A 16619-nucleotide genomic window follows, 5' to 3' on the forward strand; every position below is an offset into this window, starting at 1 on the left:
GGGCCGTATGACGCAGGCGTATTCTGCGGGCTATGACCGCTTTCGACCGCCCGCGGCGGTTGCGCAGGACACCCGCATTGCGTCGGCTCGTCGCCGAAACCACGCTCGAGCCGCGCCACCTGGTGCTGCCGATGTTCGTGGCCGACGGGATCGACGAACCGCGCGCGATCAGCTCGATGCCCGGTGTGTACCAACACTCGCTCGACTCGCTGCGCAAGGCCGCCGTCGAGGCGGTGACCGCCGGCGTGGGCGGTCTCATGCTGTTCGGTGTGCCGCTGCCCGAGGACAAGGACGCCACCGGCAGCCAGGCCAGCGACCCCGACGGCATCCTCAACCGCGGGTTGCGCGCGTTGGCCGAGGAGGTCGGTGACTCGACCGTCGTCATGGCCGACACCTGCCTCGACGAGTTCACCGATCACGGCCACTGCGGCGTGATCGGCACCGACGGCGCCGTGGACAACGACGCCACCCTGCACCGCTACGTGGAAATGGCACTCGCCCAGGCCGAGGCGGGGGCCGACCTGCTCGGTACCAGCGGCATGATGGACGGCCAGGTCGGCGCGATCCGGCGCGGCCTCGACGCCGTCGGCCGCACCGACACCGCGATCCTGGCCTATGCCGCCAAGTACGCGTCGGCGTTCTACGGCCCGTTCCGTGAGGCGGTCGGTTCGTCGCTCGAGGGCGACCGGCGCACTTACCAGCAGGACCCGGCCAACCGCCGTGAGTCGTTGCGCGAGCTCGATCTCGACCTCGCCGAGGGCGCCGACATCGTGATGGTGAAGCCCGCGATGTCCTACCTCGACATCCTGCGCGACGTCGCCGACCGTTCGACCGTCCCGGTCGCGGCCTACCAGATCTCGGGCGAGTACGCGATGATCACCGCCGCCGCCGAGCGCGGCTGGATCGACCGCCGTGCCGCCGCGCTGGAATCGCTGGTCGGCATCCGGCGGGCGGGCGCGGACATCGTGCTCACCTACTGGGCGACCGAGGCCGCACACTGGCTGTCGTGATCGTTCCACCGAACAAACCGGAATCCCGTCCGATGCCCGAGGACGTGGGCACCGCCAAGCAGCTGTGGTTCGCCGTCGCCGGCCTCGGCGTGGTGTACACGGCCGCGAGCGTGGCCGCCATGAGCGGGCAGCGCGACGAGCTCAGCAAGCAGTTTCTCGACGAAATGCACAAGAGCGACCCGAATATCCCCGCCTCGACCGTCGATCTGATGGTGACGGCGGCCTTCGTGCTCACCGCGATCGTCGGGGTGCTGCTGGCGGGCGTCACCGTCGCTGTCGCCCATCAGCTGGGGCGCGGTAAGAACTGGGCGCGCACAGTGCTGACGGTGGTCGCGGTGTGGCTGGGGATCGGTGCCGTCGCCACCATGTTCAGCTTCTCCGGCGACACCGGTGTGGCCGCGATGGTGAGTGGTGGCACGTCGATCGTGCAGGGTGTGCTCGCCGTCGGCGCGGCGTACCTGTGTTTCCGACCCGACTCCGCCGGGTACTTCCAGACGAACCGGAGATGAACAACAGGCCCCATTGGCCGCTGACGCGCCGCCGTGTATGGTGAGGATTGTCACACAGTGGCAGTAATGGTGCTGCCAGGGGAGCGGAGGCAACGATGCGCGTGGTGATCGAGCAACCCCACAGTCTGCGGCGCGATTGTTTGGTGATCGGGCTGCTCGTGCTGCTCGGGTTGACCACCATCGCCCTCGTGCTGCTACCCAGCGTCGTCTGACCCGAGGCCCCGCGCTCGCTCGCGGTCCTGGCAGGATCGCACGCATGAAACGCTGGATCGTCACGGTGTCGGTCGAACTCGGCCTGGCCGCCGTTTGCCTTGCCGGTGCCGTCGCCAGTTGGGGCAACGCCCGGCGCGGTACCGAATTCGTCGGCAGCGATGAGCATTCCGGTTTCGAGGCCGTGCGGTACGTGCCGCCGATGCTGGCGTTGTCGACCGGGCTCGTGATCCTCGCCGGGTTGTTCCTGATCGACGCGGTCGCGCGAATCCTTTCGGCTCGCGAACGACGTGTAGCGTTGCGCGCCGCGGGTCCGATGGTCTGAGGGAAGTCGAATTCCGATGTGCGCGTTGGGATTCGAACACCCGATGCCGGGTCCGTCGAGGCGGGCCGACCAGGAGGAAACTCGATGACCAAGTTCACCGCAGGGATATTCGCCGTCGGCGCCGCAGTCGCCACGATCGCGCTCGCCGCGCCCGCTCAGGCCGGGGCCGGTCTGCCGCTCACCCCGATGGTCGCGGACCCCGCAGCGGGCGGCTTCGCCCCGGAGACCGGTTCGAGCGGGATCTACAACGGCATCATGTGTCAGCTGCACACCATCTCGGCCGACGTGCCCTGCATGTACACCTAGTACTTCTCCCGACGCCGACGTGCGCCGCGACCTGCGACAGCCGGGCGCGGTAGCCGTCGGCGCATCGCGGCGTGTCGGGCGTGTCGTCGGTGGGTCGCTGCGGTCTGGGTCACTGTGCTCCACCCTGTCGTCCGGCGTGCCGAGGCGAGCTGAGACACTGGAATTCGTGAGTTCTTCTCCGCGCGCGACCACGGCCGGCTCGTCGCAGGTACCGATTTCCGCCCAGCTCTTCGAGCGGGCGGCCTCTGTGATCCCGGGTGGTGTCAATTCCCCGGTCCGTGCGTTCAATTCGGTCGGCGGCACGCCCCGCTTCATCTCCTCGGCCAGCGGTTACACCCTCGTCGACGCCGACGGCAAGGAGTACGTCGACCTGGTGTGTTCGTGGGGTCCGATGATCCTCGGGCACGCTCACCCCGCCGTCGTCGAGGCGGTGCAGCGGGCCGCTACCGGCGGTCTGTCGTTCGGCGCGCCCACCGAGGCCGAGATCGAACTGGCCGAGGCCATCGCCGCCCGCGTGGAACCCGTGGAACGGGTGCGCCTGGTCAACTCCGGCACCGAGGCGACGATGAGCGCGGTCCGGCTGGCGCGTGGCTTCACCGGGCGCTCCAAGATCATCAAGTTCGCCGGCTGCTACCACGGCCACGTCGACGCCTTGCTGGCCGACGCGGGCTCGGGCGTGGCGACGCTCGGCCTGCCGACCTCGCCGGGCGTCACCGGCGCTCAGGCCGCCGACACCATCGTGCTGCCCTACAACGACCTCGCCGCCGTCGCCGCCGCCTTCGAAGCGCACTCCGGCCAGATCGCCTGTGTCATCACCGAAGCCGCCGCGGGCAACATGGGTGCCGTCGCCCCGCTGCCCGGTTTCAACGAGGGTCTGCGCACGCTGGCACACGACAACGGCGCTCTGCTCGTCATGGACGAGGTCATGACCGGCTTCCGGGTGAGCGCCTCGGGTTGGTACGGCCGCGAAGGCGTGGCCGGTGACCTCTACACGTTCGGCAAGGTGATGAGCGGTGGCCTGCCCGCCGCCGCGTTCGGTGGCCGCGCCGAGATCATGAACAACCTCGCCCCCCTCGGCCCGGTCTATCAGGCCGGCACGCTGTCGGGTAACCCCGTCGCCGTCGCGGCGGGCCTGGCGACGCTGCGCGCGGCCGACGACGAGGTGTACGCGGCGCTGGACCGCAACGCCGATCGGCTCGGCGGCCTGTTCGCGAAAGCGCTCACCGAAGCCGGGGTGGAGCATCAGGTGCAGTTCGCAGGCAATATGGTGAGCGTGTTCTTCGCCGATCGCCCGGTCACCGACTATGCCGCCGCCAAGGCGAGTCAGACCTGGCGTTACCCCGCCTTCTTCCACGCCCTGCTCGACGCGGGTGTGTACGCGCCGCCGAGCGCGTTCGAGGCATGGTTCGTCTCCGCGGCGCTCGACGAGGACGCGTTCGACCGTATCGCCGCCGCTCTGCCCGCCGCCGCCCACGCGGCCGCGGCCGCCACCCCCGAAGGATCGCAAGCGTGAGCTCCGACCAGCCCGACGCACTCCCCACCCCCGTCGCCGACGAGGCGCCGAACCCGGCGCCCGCCGCCGCCCCGCCCGGTCTCGACCACGATCCGTCGAGCGTGGAAACCATCGTCCACGTGCTGCGCCACGGTGAGGTGCACAACCCCAACGGCATCCTCTACGGCCGCCTGCCCGGTTTCAGCCTGTCGGTGACCGGTCGTTCGCAGGCCGCCGCGGTGGCCCGATCGCTGTCCGACCACGACATCTCCCTGGTGATCGCGTCGCCGTTGCAGCGCGCGCAGGAGACCGCCGCCCCGATCGCGGCCGCCCACGACCTGATCGTGCGCACCGACGAGAACCTGATCGAAGCGGGCAACACCTTCGAGGGTCTGCGCGTGTCGGTCGGCGACGGCGCGCTGCGCAAGCCGAGGCACTGGTGGAAGCTGCGCGACCCGTTCACCCCGTCGTGGGGTGAGCCGTACCTGCAGATCGCGCATCGCATGCTCGCCGCCGTGAACAAGGCGCGCGTCGAGGCAGCGGGCCACGAGGTGGTGCTGGTGTCGCATCAGCTGCCCGTGTGGACGCTTCGCCGTTTCCTGCAGGGTCAGCGCCTCTGGCACGACCCGCGCAACCGCCAGTGCTCACTCGCCTCGCTGACCTCGCTGGTCTACCACGGCGACACGCTGGTCGACATCGTCTACTCCGAGCCCGCCGGCGCGTCGGATCCGTCGGTCCACGGCGCATGAAGCTACGCACCGCGTCGGGTACCCGTGGCCATCGGCTGCGGGCGCTGACCGCCGTCCTGTCCGCCCTGCTGGTCGTCGTGGCCGCGGCGGGTTGTTCGACCGGTACCGATGCGGTGGCCACCGGCGGCGGCACGTTCGAATTCGTCTCGCCCGGTGGTAAGACTGACATCAGATACGATCCGCCCGCCACGCGCGGCACGATCGGTACGCTCGCGGGGCCCGATTTGATGAACGAGGGAAAGACCGTTTCGGTCGACGATTTCCCCGGTCAGGTCGTGGTCGTGAATCTGTGGGGACAGTGGTGCGGCCCGTGCCGCGCCGAGTCGCCCGCGCTCGAGAAGGTGTACGCGGCGACCAAGGACAAGGGCGTCGCATTCCTGGGCATCAATGTGCGCGACCACCAGCGTGACAAAGCCCAGGACTTCGTAGTGGACAACAAGATCGAGTATCCGTCCATCTACGACCCGTCGATGCGAACCTTGCTCGCCCTCGGCGGAAATTTCCCAACCAGTGTTATCCCGACCACGTTGATCCTGGATCGTCAACACCGGGTCGCCGCGGTCTTCCTTCGCTCGCTACTGGCCGAAGACCTGCAGCCCGTGGTCGAGCAACTCGCCCTCGAGGAGAAGCAGTGAGTCGTCGTCGTCCCGGAAATCTGACCGCGTGTCGCCCCCGCCAGGGTGCCCGCCGCATGGGAGCGGGGTGGACCGTCGATGATCGTTGGGCGGGCATCGCCACCGTCCCGCGCAGCGTCGCCGGTGCGGGCTTGTTCGAGTTCGGTCCGGCCGAACCGGCCGAGACCGAGCGCACCCTGTCGTTGCCCCGCGACGAGCAGCGTGACGAGGACACCAGCGAGTGATGGTGCTCGCCGCAGTCGGGGATTCCTTCCAGCAGACCGCGGCATCGGGACCGTTGCTGTTGGCGCTTGGTGCCTGCCTGCTGGCGGGCCTGGTGTCGTTCGCTTCACCGTGTGTCGTGCCGCTCGTGCCCGGCTACCTGTCGTATCTGGCCGGCCTGGTCGGTGCCGAGGCGCCGCCCGCCTCGACCGCCCAGGTCGCCACGCTCACCGAGCAGCGCCGTAGCGCGAAGCTGCGGGTCGCCGGTGCCGCCGGGCTGTTCGTCGCCGGGTTCACGGTGGTGTTCGTGCTGGCCACGGCCACCGTTTTCGGTGTGATCCAGACGCTCAACGTCAACCGCGAACTGCTGCAGCGCATCGGCGGTGTGGTGACGATTCTGATGGGTCTGGTCTTCATCGGCCTGGTGCCCGCATTGCAGCGCGATACGCGGATGGAACCGCGCCGGTTCACCAGCATCGTCGGTGCGCCCCTGCTCGGCGGGGTGTTCGCGCTCGGCTGGACGCCGTGTCTCGGCCCGACGCTGTCGGGGGTGATGGCGGTGTCCGCCGGTACCGAGGGCACCACCGCCGCACGCGGTGTGGTGTTGATCGTGGCGTACTGCCTCGGCCTCGGCTTGCCGTTCGTGGTGCTGGCTTTCGGGTCGGCGGGTGCGCTGCGCGGGGTGGGCTGGCTGCGGCGTAATTCGCGCACCATTCAGGTAATCGGGGGTGTTCTGCTCGTCGCCGTCGGCGTCGCGCTGGTCACGGGGGCTTGGGATCAGTTCGTCGGCTGGGTGCGTGACGGGTTCGTCTCCGAGGTGACCCTGCCGATCTGATGACTGACACACTGACTCCCCCCGCTGCCTCCGCCCCGCCTCGCCAGTCGCTACCCGGCCGCGCCTGGGCGCTGGTCCGCAACACGTGGCGTGGCCTGACCAGCATGCGCACGGCGCTGGTTCTGCTGTTCCTGCTCGCCCTGGCCGCCATCCCCGGCGCGCTGCTGCCGCAGCGCAGCCTGAACGCGCAGAAGGTCGACCAGTACATCGCCGACCGGCCGACGCTCGGCCCGTGGATGGACCGGTTCGAACTGTTCGACGTGTTCGGCAGTTTCTGGTTCACCGCCATCTACGTACTGCTGTTCATCTCGCTGGTCGGCTGCATCCTGCCCCGCTGCTGGGACCACTACAAAGCCCTGCGCACCCCGCCGGTGGCCGCCCCACGCAACCTCGGGCGACTGCCGCATCACTTCGACGAGACCGTCGACCGTGATGCCGAGGCCGTGATCGAGCAAGCCCGTGAACAGTTGCGCGGCTGGCGCACCGAGGTCCGGCCGGGCAAGCGCGACGGCGAGATCACGATCTCCGCCGAGAAGGGCTACCTGCGCGAATTCGGCAACCTCGTGTTCCATCTGTCGCTGGTGGGGCTGTTGGTCGCGATCGCGCTCGGCAAGTTGTTCGGGTACGAGGGCAATGTCATCGTGATCGCCAACGGTGGTCCCGGTTTCTGCACCACCTCGCCCGCGGTGTTCGACTCGTTCCGGGCGGGCAATGTCAACGACGGCACCGGGATGACCCCGCTGTGTGTGAAGGTCAAGGACTTCAAGGCCGATTACCTGCCCACCGGGCAGGCCGAGATGTTCACCTCGAACATCGACTACCAGGCGGGCGAGGACCTGACCACCGATACGTGGCGCAGCACCGAGCTGCGGGTGAATCACCCGTTGCGCGTCGCCGGTGATCGCGTCTACCTGCAGGGACACGGTTTCGCGCCGACGTTCACCGTCACCTTCCCGAACGGGCAGACCCGCACCGAGACCATCCAGTGGCGTCCCGACGACGCCCAGACCTTCCTGTCCAGCGGTGTGCTGCGCATCGACCCGCCCGGCGGCATGTACGCCACCGAGGAGGAACGCCGCCAGAACCAGATCGCCATCGAAGGTCTCTTCGCGCCGACCGCGATGTTCCACGGCAGTCTGCTCACCTCGTCGTTCCCGAAGATGGACGATCCGGCCGTCGCCGTCGACATCTACCGAGGCAACACCGGCCTCGACACCGGCCGTTCGCAGTCGCTGTTCGCCCTGGACCCGGAGATGGTGAAGCAAGGGCGGCTCACCAAGGAAGCTCGCGTGAACCTGCGGCCCGGCGAGTCGACCACCTTGCCCAACGGCACCAAGGTGACCTTCGACGGTGCCGAGGAGTTCGTGAACCTGCAGGTCTCCCACGACCCCGCCCAGCAGTGGGTGCTGGTGAGCGCGCTGACCATGATGGCCGGTCTGCTGGTTTCGCTGCTGGTGAAACGACGCCGGATCTGGATCCGGGCGTACCCCGCCGACACCGGGGCAGGTACCGTGGATCAACGACGAACCGTAGTAGAGATGGGCGGCCTCGCCAGAAGCGATCAAGCGGGCTGGGGCGGCGAATTCGATCGACTGCGGGCACGGTTGCTGGGAGCGGAGAACTGATGCAGATCGACGATACGCTGGCGCGCTACAGCGACTATTCGTTCATGTCGGCGATCGCCGTCTACACCTTGGCGACGGTCCTGCTGATCGTGCAGTACGCCTCGGCCCGCGCCAAGCAGGTCGCGGCGCGCGAACACGGCACGACGATCGTCGACCCGTCCCTGCCCGGCCGGATCGAGACGCCCGAGGGGAAGTCGCGCGCCGAACGCTTCGGCGACATGGCGTTCTCCGTGCTCTCGGTGGGCGCGGTCCTGCACATCGCCTCGATCGTGCTGCGCGGTTTCGCCACCCACCGGTTCCCACTGGGCAACATGTACGAGTTCACCACCATGGCCACCGCGGCCGCCGTGGTGATCGGCCTGATCTTCCTGCGCGATCAGCGTTTCCGCGCGATGTGGGCGTTCCTGCTCGTGCCCGTGCTGATCCTGATGTTCCTCGCGGGCACCGTCCTCTACGCCGACGCCGCCCCCGTCGTCCCCGCCCTTCGCTCGTTCTGGCTGCCCATCCACGTCACCATCGTGAGCGTCGGCAGCGGCGTCTTCCTGGTCTCGGGCGTCGCCAGCCTCCTCTACCTGTTCCGCATGCGCCAACCAGCAGGCGAAGAGTCCTCGAACATCTTCGGCACCATCGCCCGCCGCCTCCCCGACGCCCGCACGCTCGACCAGCTCGCCTACAAAACCACCATCATCGGCTTCCCCCTCTTCGGCGCGGGCGTCATCCTGGGTGCCATCTGGGCCGAAGCCGCCTGGGGCCGCTTCTGGGGCTGGGACCCGAAGGAAACCTGCTCCTTCATCGCCTGGGTCCTCTACGCCGCCTACCTCCACGCCCGCGCGACGTCGGGCTGGCGAGACACCAAGGCGGCGTGGATCAACATCGCCGGGTTCGTGGCGATGCTGTTCAACCTTTTCATCATCAACATGGTGATCTCGGGTCTGCACAGCTACGCCGGGTTGAACTGAGCGTCCTCGGTCGGCGGCCGTACGCTGTGGCCGCATGGGGATCATCGTCGAATCCGCGCAATTGTCCGCTAGACCGTACGGACGGCTACGGGATCGCCGAAGCTGATCGCGGCGCGGCCGCACACGCGCTGCGCTTTCGGTATCCGCGTGATGAGGTCGCGTGGATCATCGCGGCCACCGACGGTGCCTTCGACCTCGTTCCCGCGCTCGGCGTGACCTGGCCCGAAGTCGCGAACATGTCCACGCCCCAGCTCGAGCGACTGCTTCGTGATGTGCACATCTGGGAGGCCGAGACGGACCCGGACGGCCAGGCACTTCCTCGGGCCAAACGCCACGATGACAAGACTGTAGCCGTCGTGCGCATCGCGACCTAGATTCATCATTTTCTGAATACAGATTACAATGTACTGTCGACGTGTGGATACTTTGATTCGTCGCGATGCACTGGCACGCTTCGGGCACGCGCTCTCCGATGCCACTCGCACGCAGATCTTGCTGAGCCTGCGTGAAGCGCCCGCGTACCCCTCTGACCTGGCCGAACGTATAGGGGTGTCGCGTCAGATCCTGTCCAATCACCTGGCCTGCCTGCGCGGTTGTGGGCTCGTGGTCGCGGTGCCGGAGGGACGGCGCTCGCGTTATGAGCTGGCCGACGCGCGCATCGGGCGGGCCCTGGACGACCTGACCGGACTGGTGCTGGCCGTGGATCCGGCCTGCTGCCCGGACTCGGCGACGCAGGAGTGCTGCTGATGTCTTCCTCGGTGTCCGCGGGTTCGACGCAGCGTCGCGCCTTACTGGCGCGCCGGATCCGCTGGTTCGTCGCGGCCACCATCACCTACAACGTCATCGAAGCGATCATCGCCTTGACCGAGGGCGCTCGCGCTTCGTCGACCGCGCTGATCGGATTCGGTTTGGACTCGATCATCGAGGTGTCCTCGGCTGCCGCCGTCGCATGGCAGTTCGCAGGTCGGGACCCGGAGAAGCGAGAGAAGATCGCGCTGCGGATCATCGCGTTCTCGTTCTTCGCCCTGGCTCTCTATGTCACCGTCGATTCGATCCGTGGGTTGCTCGGTGCCGGCGAAGCCCGGCCTTCCCCGATCGGAATCACCCTGGCGGCGGTGAGCTTGGCGGTGATGCCGGTGCTGTCGTGGGCCCAGCGCCGTGCCGGCCGCGAGCTCGGATCGGCTTCGGCGGTCGCCGATTCCAAGCAAACCCTGCTGTGCACCTATCTCTCGGCGGTGCTGCTGGTGGGACTGTTGCTCAACAGCCTGTTCGGGTGGTCGTGGGCCGACCCGATCGCCGGCCTTGTCATCGCCGCGATCGCGGTCAAGGAAGGTCTCGACGCGTGGAGGGGCGACACCTGCTGTCCGGCACCCGTTGTCGCGAGTACGAGCGATCACGACTGCGCTTGCTGCGATTGATCCGAGAATTCCGCTCATACGAATGCTTCGAGCTACAGACCACGGAAGCGGGGGCTCGTGGTTGCGCAGGCACCCCAATAGCCTGCTCGGCAGTGGGAAGTTCGAAACTCGGCGCAATAAGGATTCTCGATGAAAAGATCGTTCGCGGTGGCTACGTTGGTCGGTGCGCTGATGCTGGTACCGGTCGGCCCCGCCCAAGCTGCGACTCAGCCCGTTGCCCCCGTTGCCGCGTGCGTCGAGTACCCGATCGGAGCACCGGGCGGATGCGACTTCATCCAGAACATCCTGCAATTGCTGAGCCTCGGCTCGTCCACGCTGAGTGCCGGCCCGACAGCATCCTGAATCGAATCGGCCGACATCCCGTAGCCGCAGGATTTCGCCGCCTGTCCATTCCGGATCCGGTCTGTTCCTGAACGCCTGCAGTGGATGATGTAGAAGTGTCGACTCTAATCCTCTCGCCTCGCTACTCCGAGGATTCGCAGGTCATGCGGGGCGCCGCAATTCGCGCAGGGTGGAATGTCGTCCGGCTGACGAATTGGCGCGTTCCCGAGGACACGGTCGCGACAGCCATCTACGGCGAGACGATGTTCGCCGAGGTGATCGCAGCACAGCTCAGCATCACCTTGCTCGACGCCCCGGACGACTGGCTACCGAATCTGCCGAAGCCCCTACTGCAGCGACAGATTCAGATCTCCACCCTTGGTGAGGCTCGGCGCCATGCCGACCCGGTATTCGTCAAACCCGCAGACGGCCGCAAAGGATTCGCGGGCGCGGTATATCGCAACGAGATCGGTCTGCCATCGCCGCAAGCGTGCCCCGACGACACGCTGGTATTCATGGCGGAGCCAGTCGAATGGCGCTCGGAATTCCGCTGCTTCGTCAAAGACGGCGCGGTACTGACCATGTCTCCTTACCTCCGCAACGGAGAGCCCGTCCGCGCCGAGAACGGCAGCTGGCCTGCTGCGCCATCGGAAGTGACCGCAGTCCAGGCGTTTATCGAAAAGTTGGCCGCCGAAGTACCCGTTCCACCGTCGATCGTCATCGATGTCGGTCTGATCGAGGGACGTGGTTGGGCAATCGTCGAAGCCAAGGTATGACGCGAGCCCACGGAAGTGGGGGCGTTTCACTTTTGCTCATCGGCATTACCGTCTGCGGTATCTATCGGTGGTTCGAGAGGTTGAGGAAAATGCGTCGTCTGAGTGTGGTTGCTGCTGTTGTGATTTCGTTGGGGGTTGGGCTGGGCGGAACTGCGACAGCGTCGCCCGTCGCAACTCCGAGCCCAGTGGCCACCGATTCGGGATCGGCCGGCCCGCTGACAGCCTCCGCAGACCCGGATTCGGGTTCTGCGGCCCTTCCCGGCCTGCTGCTGCGATGCCTGTCCACCGGCACAAGCATGCTCATGGGGATGCCGACCTGCGTCTGACTTTCAGGCAAGGCCCCTGTACGTCCCCGGCGTCTCGGTGGCGAGCCGTTATCGGGCCGTGCGGGCACTATGTTGTTCGTGACGGCTGACTGGGGCGTTGCCCATGAATGCCAACGAGCGGCGGCCCACTTCGGAGGGGCAGGGGATGGGACGCAATCGGCGGTCGAATGATCCTCGTCGCGCAACGCCCACCGGGTTGCAGCTGATCCGGGGTGCCAACCGCTGGGTGTTGGCGATCCATCTCGAAGGCGGCGGTGGGCCGGTGTGCGGGTCGGTGGGTGAGCCCCTGGATTGCGTGCCGGAGCGCGCGCAAGCGGCCGCCGTCGCATCGGCCGAATTCTTCACTCGTCGCCGCCTGACGGTCGAATGGCTGGGCGCTGACGCGAACTCGTGGTTGGGCACTGTCACCGGCAGCGAACCCGGTCTGTCCTGAGGTCGGTAGGGCACCGTGCGTGCTTGAAGCCCCTTGTGCCGCAATCGAGTTGACGTCGATCGCCGGGCGGGTCATGCTGTTCGGTTCGGCTCGGCAGGAGTCGATGATCGACTGGAGGACCCCCGTGGGGAAGCAGATTTCGATGGTGGCGGCCGCTGCGGCGATGGTTGTCGCGGGTGCCGGAGTGGCGGCGGCCGAACCTGGGGAGGGCGGGCGGTACTTCGGGGTCGTCACGATGGACCGGGCGGATTCGTCGCATCTGATCTCGGCGGTGAATTATCCGAGCTGGGAGGCTGCGGAGGAGGCCGCGCGGGAGCTGTGTGATCGGCCGAACTGCGAGGTGGTCGCACGGTTCGTCGACGAATGCGTGTCGTTGGCGATGAACACTGTGAATCCGGGCGGGTCCGGGCGCGCCGGGGACTTCCGCGCCCGCGTCGCCCCGACGGCCGAGGAGGCCGAAGCGGCCGCGATCGCCGCTGCCGCGAAGATCGGGCCGGGTCCGGTGATGGTGATGAAGACGGTCTGCAGCGGCGTGTAGCGCCGCCGATCAGGAAGCTGGAACGAGGGTGTTCTGGCGGGCCGACACCCACCACCGGTCGTTCTCCTTGACCAGCACGTACAGGGCGACCATGGCCGGGTTGGTGTCGATCAGCGTGCCGTCGGCGGTGGTGGTCCTGGCCTCCTTGTGGGCGATGGCGACGTCGGATCGCAGGAAGGTGATGTCGGTGACGTCGTACCGGACGTACTCGTCGGCGAGAAATCCCGCCAAGCCCCGCCGATTGGCATCGAGCAGCGCACCGCGCCCACGCAGCACCGTGCCGACCGCATTACCCACGACGGCGTTCTCGGCGAACGGCGCCGTCATCAACTCGGCATCGTTGGTGTTGAACGCGGTCTGAGTGTCGGCGACGATCTGACGGATGGCGGCGATATCGGCGGTGTGATCGACGGCGTCGTCCTCGACCACCGGTGGTTGCGTCGTGTTCATAGGTCCGGACGCTATTTGCTCAACTTCGGTTGAGGTCAAGCGTGGCGGGCCGAAGACAACTGTGCCCGGGTGCTCGGGTGAGCATCCGGGCAGTGGTCGGGTGAGATCAGCAGTAGTAGCAGATCTTGTTGGCCGGGAGTTCGACGTGGCAGTTCAGGCAGACCGGCTTGCGGACGGGTTCGGGCTTGGGGGTGGTGACGCTGGGGCGGGAGGCGGCGGTGCGCTTGGCTTCGGCGGCTTCCGCGGCCTCGGTGGTCGCCAGGTCCTGAGAGGTGCGTTGGCGGATGGCGGCGACCTTCGGGGGGAGGGTGGGGAGACCGCCGTCGGCGGGGAGGTCGGTGGCGTAGTGCTGGTAGCACTGCCAGCGGGCAGCGGCCGCGTGCATCTCGAGGTCGTCGGGGATGGGCAGGCCCGCGAGTTCGAGGATGTAGCGGTAGCCGGTGCCGACGGTCTGGTTGCGGCGCACACACAACGCGCTCAGCGGCGGCTCGTTGTTGTTGTGACAGTATTCGGCGACCCGGTCGAGCACGACCGGCAGCCAGTGCTGCCACTTCACCTGGGTGCGGATACCGGACTCTTCCTGCACCAACTCGGCCAGCTCGGTATTGACGATGAAGTTGTTGAAGCGCGACGCGGTGGCGGCGAGCACGTCGTGTGCCGCGCGCGTCCACGCCGACCGTGCCTCGGTGAACGTCACGGCGCTGCCGTCGGCCGCGCGCCAAGTGGTCGGGATGGAAGCCTGCTGCACATCGATCACCGGAATACGTTATCTACCCAGCTGTTTCGTGCGCAATGGGGGGTATGTGGGTCAGCTCACGCCTCGGGACCGGAATCGTCGCGAGGTTGCTTGCCGAGCCGCCACAGGAATTCCGGGTCGTCGTCCGGACCGAGGATCGGCCTGCGTGCGGCCGGGCCGGGGTTCGGGCTCGGGCGTTCGGGGCCGAACGCCTTCCAGCACAGCACCGCGATGGCCACGATCGCGATGAGTGCCAACAGGTACGTCACGTCGCTCACCTCCTGCTATCGAGGGTAGCCGTGTCCGCACCGTGTGCACATCGGCAACGGAAGGGAAATTCCCGGCAAACGCGAGCCGAATCGGCTCGCGCCGCCGGTGAGGTCAGCGGGGCGCTGCCTCGGTGGTGAGCGATTTGAGCAGCTGCAGAACCTCGGACTCGCGGAATCGGCGGTGTCCGCCCGGCGTGCGCAGCGAACCGAGCCTGCCCGCATGGGCCCACCGAGTAACGGTCTTCGGGTCTACGTGGAACATTGCGGCCACTTGGCCTGGTGTCAGCAGAGTGTCCTGGCCGCCGACGGTGATCGCAGTCATAGCTAACCTCTCCGTTCTCGACAGTTCCCTCATCAGATGGCGCCATCGTCGCACTGCGACCCCCACGTAGTCGAACCACCTACAGTTGGTAAAGGGGAAGTAATAGACAAATGCCGCGAACGGGGCCGCGCGCGCCGGGGTTACCCTGTCAAGGTGAGTGAAGCAACTGGTCAGCAAGGTTCTGCGGGGAAGCGGCTGGCCCGCAACCTTGCCCTCTACACGCTGGCCCGGCTCGGGCTTGTCGTGGTGATCGCCGCGTTGATCGTCGGCGTCGCCAAGCTCATCGGGGTCGAGGTGCCGATCATCGTAGCGGCTCTGTTCGCGCTGATCGTCGCGATGCCGCTGTCGCTGACCCTGTTCAAGAAACTGCGCATGAAAGTGAACGAGGACATCGCCGTCGTCGACGAGCGCCGCCGCCAGGACAAGGCGCAGCTGCGGGCTCGTCTGCGGGGTGACGACGACGCGTGAAGTACCTCGACCGCAGCGCACCGCGTGACTGGGTCGACAACGCGGTGCGGCTGATCGACGCCGACGCCCAGCGTTCCGCCGACACCCACCTGTTGCGCTATCCGCTGCCCGCCGACTGGCCGGTGCAGCTGTATCTCAAGGACGAATCCACCCACATCACGGGCAGTCTCAAGCACCGCCTGGCCAGATCGCTGTTCCTGTACGCGATCTGCAACGGCTGGGTCACCGAGGGGACGACGGTGGTCGAGGCGTCGTCGGGGTCGACGGCGGTGAGCGAGGCATACTTCGCCAAGCTGCTCGGGCTCGATTTCGTGGCGGTGATGCCGGCGAGTACGTCGCCGCAGAAGATCGCGCTGATCGAAGCCCAGGGTGGCCGTTGCCATTTCGTCGAGCGGCCACCGGAGATGTACTCCGAGGCCAAGCGGTTGGCCGCCGAATCGGGCGGGCACTTCATGGACCAGTTCACCCACGCCGAACGGGCGACGGACTGGCGCGGCAACAACAACATCGCCGAATCCATCTTCCAGCAGCTGGCTTTGGAACAGCATCCGATCCCGGAGTGGATCGTGGTCGGCGCCGGAACCGGTGGCACGAGCGCGACGATCGGCCGCTACATCCGCTACCGCAGGCACCCCACGCGCCTGGCTGTGGTCGACCCGGAGAACTCCGCGTTCTACGGCGGCTATGAGACCGGCGACGCCGGGTACGAGACCGGAATGCCTTCGCGCATCGAGGGAATCGGCCGTCCACGGGTGGAGCCGTCGTTCATCGGTCAGGTCGTGGACCGGATGATCGTGGTGCCCGACGCGGCCTCGATCGCGGCCACCCGGCACGCGAGCACCGCCCTCGGCCGACGCGTGGGCGGCTCGACGGGGACCAATCTGTGGGGCGCGTTCCACCTGGTCGCCGAACTGCTCGCGGCCGGACGCAGCGACAGTGTCGTCACCCTGCTGTGCGACGGCGGTGACCGCTACGCCGGTACCTACTTCGACGATGCCTGGGTCGAGGGTCAGCGTCTGGACCTCACCGGCCCGAGCGCCGTTCTCGCCGAATTCGCCGCGACGGGTCGCTGGACCGGCTGATTTCCCCGCCGAACCTTGACAGTGGATGGCAGGTTTCGCTGTCAGGATCGGTGTTCATGACGACCACCTATTACACGGCTTCCAGTCTCGACGGCTACATCGCCGACCCCGACAACTCGCTGGATTGGCTGATGGCTGTGGCCGATGCCGATCCGGCCACCGGGGATGTCGGCGTGTTTCTGCGAGGCGTCGGCGCCATGTGTCTCGGGTCGACCACCTACGAGTGGATGGCGAACAACAACCCGCCCGAGACCTGGCACGACGAATACGGCGACCTGCCGACTTGGGTGTTCACCCACCGTGAGCTGCCCCGGCTGCCCGGTGCGAACGTGCGTTTCGTCGCGGGTGAGGTGGGTCCGGTCCACGAGCAGATGGCCGAGGCGGCCGGGGGTCGCGACATCTGGGTGATGGGTGGTGGCGACCTCGCCGGACAGTTCGCCGATGCCGGGCTGCTCGACGAGGTGATCGTCGGCGTCGCCCCGGTGACTCTCGGTGGCGGCGCGCCCGTACTCCCACGCCGCATTCTGGCCGACCGGATGCGGCTCGTCGACGTGGAGCGCCTGGGGCAGTTCGCCAAGCTCGTCTACCGATTGAGCTGACACCGGTCGTCAATTTTCGTTGACA

General features: G+C 67.4%; 25 protein-coding genes. 21 read left to right on the forward strand and 4 right to left on the reverse strand.

The window, feature by feature from the left end; all coding sequences use genetic code 11:
• Window positions 1-32: 32 nt before the first annotated feature.
• The 18 genes from hemB to AB0I35_RS27530 all read left to right on the forward strand — a co-directional run bounded on the left by hemB (window position 33) and on the right by AB0I35_RS27530 (window position 12668).
• Entirely contained in the window at window positions 33-1010 is a 978-nt protein-coding gene (gene hemB, locus AB0I35_RS27445) for a porphobilinogen synthase (RefSeq protein WP_357148548.1), read from the forward strand.
• A complete protein-coding gene (locus tag AB0I35_RS27450) occupies window positions 1007-1519 on the forward strand; it encodes a hypothetical protein (RefSeq protein ID WP_357399228.1) in 513 nt (170 codons plus the stop codon). The genes hemB and AB0I35_RS27450 overlap by 4 nt, the downstream gene beginning before the upstream one ends.
• 256 nt (window positions 1520-1775) lie before the next feature.
• Window positions 1776-2054: a hypothetical protein gene (locus AB0I35_RS27455; RefSeq protein ID WP_357399230.1), complete on the forward strand. Its 279-nt coding sequence runs from the start codon at window positions 1776-1778 to the stop codon at window positions 2052-2054.
• Between the two features lie 84 nt (window positions 2055-2138).
• The gene (locus AB0I35_RS27460) at window positions 2139-2360 is read left to right on the forward strand and encodes a hypothetical protein (protein ID WP_357399231.1); all 222 of its coding nucleotides are present in this window, start codon (window positions 2139-2141) and stop codon (window positions 2358-2360) included.
• A gap of 166 nt (window positions 2361-2526) precedes the next feature.
• Window positions 2527-3873 carry a glutamate-1-semialdehyde 2,1-aminomutase gene (gene hemL / locus AB0I35_RS27465; protein ID WP_357399232.1) on the forward strand — a complete coding sequence of 449 codons (1347 nt, stop codon included), beginning with the start codon at window positions 2527-2529 and terminating at the stop codon, window positions 3871-3873.
• Between the two features lie 101 nt (window positions 3874-3974).
• The gene (locus tag AB0I35_RS27470; protein WP_357148615.1) at window positions 3975-4601 is read left to right on the forward strand and encodes a histidine phosphatase family protein; all 627 of its coding nucleotides are present in this window, start codon (window positions 3975-3977) and stop codon (window positions 4599-4601) included.
• Window positions 4598-5236: a TlpA disulfide reductase family protein gene (locus AB0I35_RS27475; protein ID WP_357399234.1), complete on the forward strand. Its 639-nt coding sequence runs from the start codon at window positions 4598-4600 to the stop codon at window positions 5234-5236. Before AB0I35_RS27470 ends, AB0I35_RS27475 begins: the two co-directional genes overlap by 4 nt.
• Entirely contained in the window at window positions 5233-5460 is a 228-nt protein-coding gene (locus tag AB0I35_RS27480; protein ID WP_357399235.1) for a hypothetical protein, read from the forward strand. The genes AB0I35_RS27475 and AB0I35_RS27480 overlap by 4 nt, the downstream gene beginning before the upstream one ends.
• The gene (locus AB0I35_RS27485) at window positions 5460-6272 is read left to right on the forward strand and encodes a cytochrome c biogenesis CcdA family protein (RefSeq protein ID WP_225278516.1); all 813 of its coding nucleotides are present in this window, start codon (window positions 5460-5462) and stop codon (window positions 6270-6272) included. The genes AB0I35_RS27480 and AB0I35_RS27485 overlap by 1 nt, the downstream gene beginning before the upstream one ends.
• The gene (locus tag AB0I35_RS27490) at window positions 6272-7897 is read left to right on the forward strand and encodes a cytochrome c biogenesis protein ResB (RefSeq protein WP_357399237.1); all 1626 of its coding nucleotides are present in this window, start codon (window positions 6272-6274) and stop codon (window positions 7895-7897) included. Before AB0I35_RS27485 ends, AB0I35_RS27490 begins: the two co-directional genes overlap by 1 nt.
• Window positions 7897-8856 carry a c-type cytochrome biogenesis protein CcsB gene (gene ccsB, locus AB0I35_RS27495; RefSeq protein ID WP_357399238.1) on the forward strand — a complete coding sequence of 320 codons (960 nt, stop codon included), beginning with the start codon at window positions 7897-7899 and terminating at the stop codon, window positions 8854-8856. The genes AB0I35_RS27490 and ccsB overlap by 1 nt, the downstream gene beginning before the upstream one ends.
• A 26-nt stretch (window positions 8857-8882) precedes the next feature.
• Window positions 8883-9230, forward strand: coding sequence for a hypothetical protein (locus AB0I35_RS27500; protein ID WP_357399240.1), 348 nt, complete (start codon window positions 8883-8885; stop codon window positions 9228-9230).
• Between the two features lie 43 nt (window positions 9231-9273).
• Window positions 9274-9603 carry a metalloregulator ArsR/SmtB family transcription factor gene (locus AB0I35_RS27505; RefSeq protein ID WP_067484966.1) on the forward strand — a complete coding sequence of 110 codons (330 nt, stop codon included), beginning with the start codon at window positions 9274-9276 and terminating at the stop codon, window positions 9601-9603.
• Window positions 9603-10274: a cation transporter gene (locus tag AB0I35_RS27510; protein ID WP_357399241.1), complete on the forward strand. Its 672-nt coding sequence runs from the start codon at window positions 9603-9605 to the stop codon at window positions 10272-10274. The genes AB0I35_RS27505 and AB0I35_RS27510 overlap by 1 nt, the downstream gene beginning before the upstream one ends.
• Window positions 10275-10403: 129 nt before the next feature.
• Entirely contained in the window at window positions 10404-10616 is a 213-nt protein-coding gene (locus tag AB0I35_RS27515) for a hypothetical protein (RefSeq protein WP_357399242.1), read from the forward strand.
• A gap of 143 nt (window positions 10617-10759) precedes the next feature.
• Window positions 10760-11371 (forward strand): ATP-grasp domain-containing protein, encoded by a 612-nt coding sequence (locus tag AB0I35_RS27520; RefSeq protein ID WP_357399243.1) that lies wholly within the window; start codon window positions 10760-10762, stop codon window positions 11369-11371.
• A 429-nt stretch (window positions 11372-11800) separates the two neighbouring features.
• Entirely contained in the window at window positions 11801-12130 is a 330-nt protein-coding gene (locus AB0I35_RS27525) for a hypothetical protein (protein ID WP_357399244.1), read from the forward strand.
• Window positions 12131-12233: 103 nt separating this feature from the next.
• Window positions 12234-12668: a DUF4189 domain-containing protein gene (locus AB0I35_RS27530; RefSeq protein ID WP_357399245.1), complete on the forward strand. Its 435-nt coding sequence runs from the start codon at window positions 12234-12236 to the stop codon at window positions 12666-12668.
• Window positions 12669-12677: 9 nt separating this feature from the next.
• On the opposite strand, the gene AB0I35_RS27535 is transcribed toward AB0I35_RS27530, so the two are convergent.
• The 4 genes from AB0I35_RS27535 to AB0I35_RS27550 all read right to left on the reverse strand — a co-directional run bounded on the left by AB0I35_RS27535 (window position 12678) and on the right by AB0I35_RS27550 (window position 14445).
• The gene (locus AB0I35_RS27535; RefSeq protein WP_357399246.1) at window positions 12678-13118 is read right to left on the reverse strand and encodes an SgcJ/EcaC family oxidoreductase; all 441 of its coding nucleotides are present in this window, start codon (window positions 13116-13118) and stop codon (window positions 12678-12680) included.
• 106 nt (window positions 13119-13224) lie between these two features.
• Window positions 13225-13875 carry a hypothetical protein gene (locus tag AB0I35_RS27540; RefSeq protein WP_357399247.1) on the reverse strand — a complete coding sequence of 217 codons (651 nt, stop codon included), beginning with the start codon at window positions 13873-13875 and terminating at the stop codon, window positions 13225-13227.
• Window positions 13876-13931: 56 nt separating this feature from the next.
• Window positions 13932-14123 carry a hypothetical protein gene (locus AB0I35_RS27545; protein WP_356985262.1) on the reverse strand — a complete coding sequence of 64 codons (192 nt, stop codon included), beginning with the start codon at window positions 14121-14123 and terminating at the stop codon, window positions 13932-13934.
• Between the two features lie 112 nt (window positions 14124-14235).
• Window positions 14236-14445 carry a BldC family transcriptional regulator gene (locus AB0I35_RS27550; RefSeq protein ID WP_019049435.1) on the reverse strand — a complete coding sequence of 70 codons (210 nt, stop codon included), beginning with the start codon at window positions 14443-14445 and terminating at the stop codon, window positions 14236-14238.
• A 153-nt stretch (window positions 14446-14598) separates the two neighbouring features.
• On the opposite strand from AB0I35_RS27550, the gene AB0I35_RS27555 reads away from it, so the two are divergent.
• From AB0I35_RS27555 to AB0I35_RS27565, 3 genes are read left to right on the forward strand one after another with little or no spacing between them, the layout of a single operon-like run.
• Window positions 14599-14913, forward strand: a complete 315-nt coding sequence (locus tag AB0I35_RS27555) for a DUF4229 domain-containing protein (RefSeq protein ID WP_067641892.1) — start codon at window positions 14599-14601, stop codon at window positions 14911-14913.
• On the forward strand, window positions 14910-15995 hold the full coding sequence (locus tag AB0I35_RS27560) for a PLP-dependent cysteine synthase family protein (RefSeq protein ID WP_357399248.1): 1086 nt from the start codon (window positions 14910-14912) through the stop codon (window positions 15993-15995). Before AB0I35_RS27555 ends, AB0I35_RS27560 begins: the two co-directional genes overlap by 4 nt.
• 56 nt (window positions 15996-16051) lie before the next feature.
• The gene (locus AB0I35_RS27565; RefSeq protein ID WP_357399250.1) at window positions 16052-16594 is read left to right on the forward strand and encodes a dihydrofolate reductase family protein; all 543 of its coding nucleotides are present in this window, start codon (window positions 16052-16054) and stop codon (window positions 16592-16594) included.
• The last annotated feature ends 25 nt before the right edge of the window (window positions 16595-16619 follow it).

Source organism: Nocardia sp. NPDC050378, from assembly GCF_040655675.1.
Taxonomy (GTDB): domain Bacteria; phylum Actinomycetota; class Actinomycetes; order Mycobacteriales; family Mycobacteriaceae; genus Nocardia; species Nocardia coubleae.

Bases quoted from the DNA above. Each gene is read 5' to 3' on its own strand.
- hemB (WP_357148548.1), top strand. From the start codon at position 33: ATGACCGCTTTCGACCGCCCGCGGCGGTTGCGCAGGACACCCGCATTG.
- AB0I35_RS27455 (WP_357399230.1), top strand. From the start codon at position 1,776: ATGAAACGCTGGATCGTCACGGTGTCGGTCGAACTCGGCCTGGCCGCC.
- AB0I35_RS27460 (WP_357399231.1), top strand. From the start codon at position 2,139: ATGACCAAGTTCACCGCAGGGATATTCGCCGTCGGCGCCGCAGTCGCC.
- AB0I35_RS27475 (WP_357399234.1), top strand. From the start codon at position 4,598: ATGAAGCTACGCACCGCGTCGGGTACCCGTGGCCATCGGCTGCGGGCG.
- AB0I35_RS27485 (WP_225278516.1), top strand. From the start codon at position 5,460: ATGGTGCTCGCCGCAGTCGGGGATTCCTTCCAGCAGACCGCGGCATCG.
- AB0I35_RS27490 (WP_357399237.1), top strand. From the start codon at position 6,272: ATGACTGACACACTGACTCCCCCCGCTGCCTCCGCCCCGCCTCGCCAG.
- ccsB (WP_357399238.1), top strand. From the start codon at position 7,897: ATGCAGATCGACGATACGCTGGCGCGCTACAGCGACTATTCGTTCATG.
- AB0I35_RS27510 (WP_357399241.1), top strand. From the start codon at position 9,603: ATGTCTTCCTCGGTGTCCGCGGGTTCGACGCAGCGTCGCGCCTTACTG.
- AB0I35_RS27515 (WP_357399242.1), top strand. From the start codon at position 10,404: ATGAAAAGATCGTTCGCGGTGGCTACGTTGGTCGGTGCGCTGATGCTG.
- AB0I35_RS27520 (WP_357399243.1), top strand. From the start codon at position 10,760: ATGCGGGGCGCCGCAATTCGCGCAGGGTGGAATGTCGTCCGGCTGACG.
- AB0I35_RS27525 (WP_357399244.1), top strand. From the start codon at position 11,801: ATGAATGCCAACGAGCGGCGGCCCACTTCGGAGGGGCAGGGGATGGGA.
- AB0I35_RS27530 (WP_357399245.1), top strand. From the start codon at position 12,234: ATGATCGACTGGAGGACCCCCGTGGGGAAGCAGATTTCGATGGTGGCG.
- AB0I35_RS27535 (WP_357399246.1), bottom strand. From the start codon at position 13,118: ATGAACACGACGCAACCACCGGTGGTCGAGGACGACGCCGTCGATCAC.
- AB0I35_RS27550 (WP_019049435.1), bottom strand. From the start codon at position 14,445: ATGACTGCGATCACCGTCGGCGGCCAGGACACTCTGCTGACACCAGGC.
- AB0I35_RS27565 (WP_357399250.1), top strand. From the start codon at position 16,052: ATGACGACCACCTATTACACGGCTTCCAGTCTCGACGGCTACATCGCC.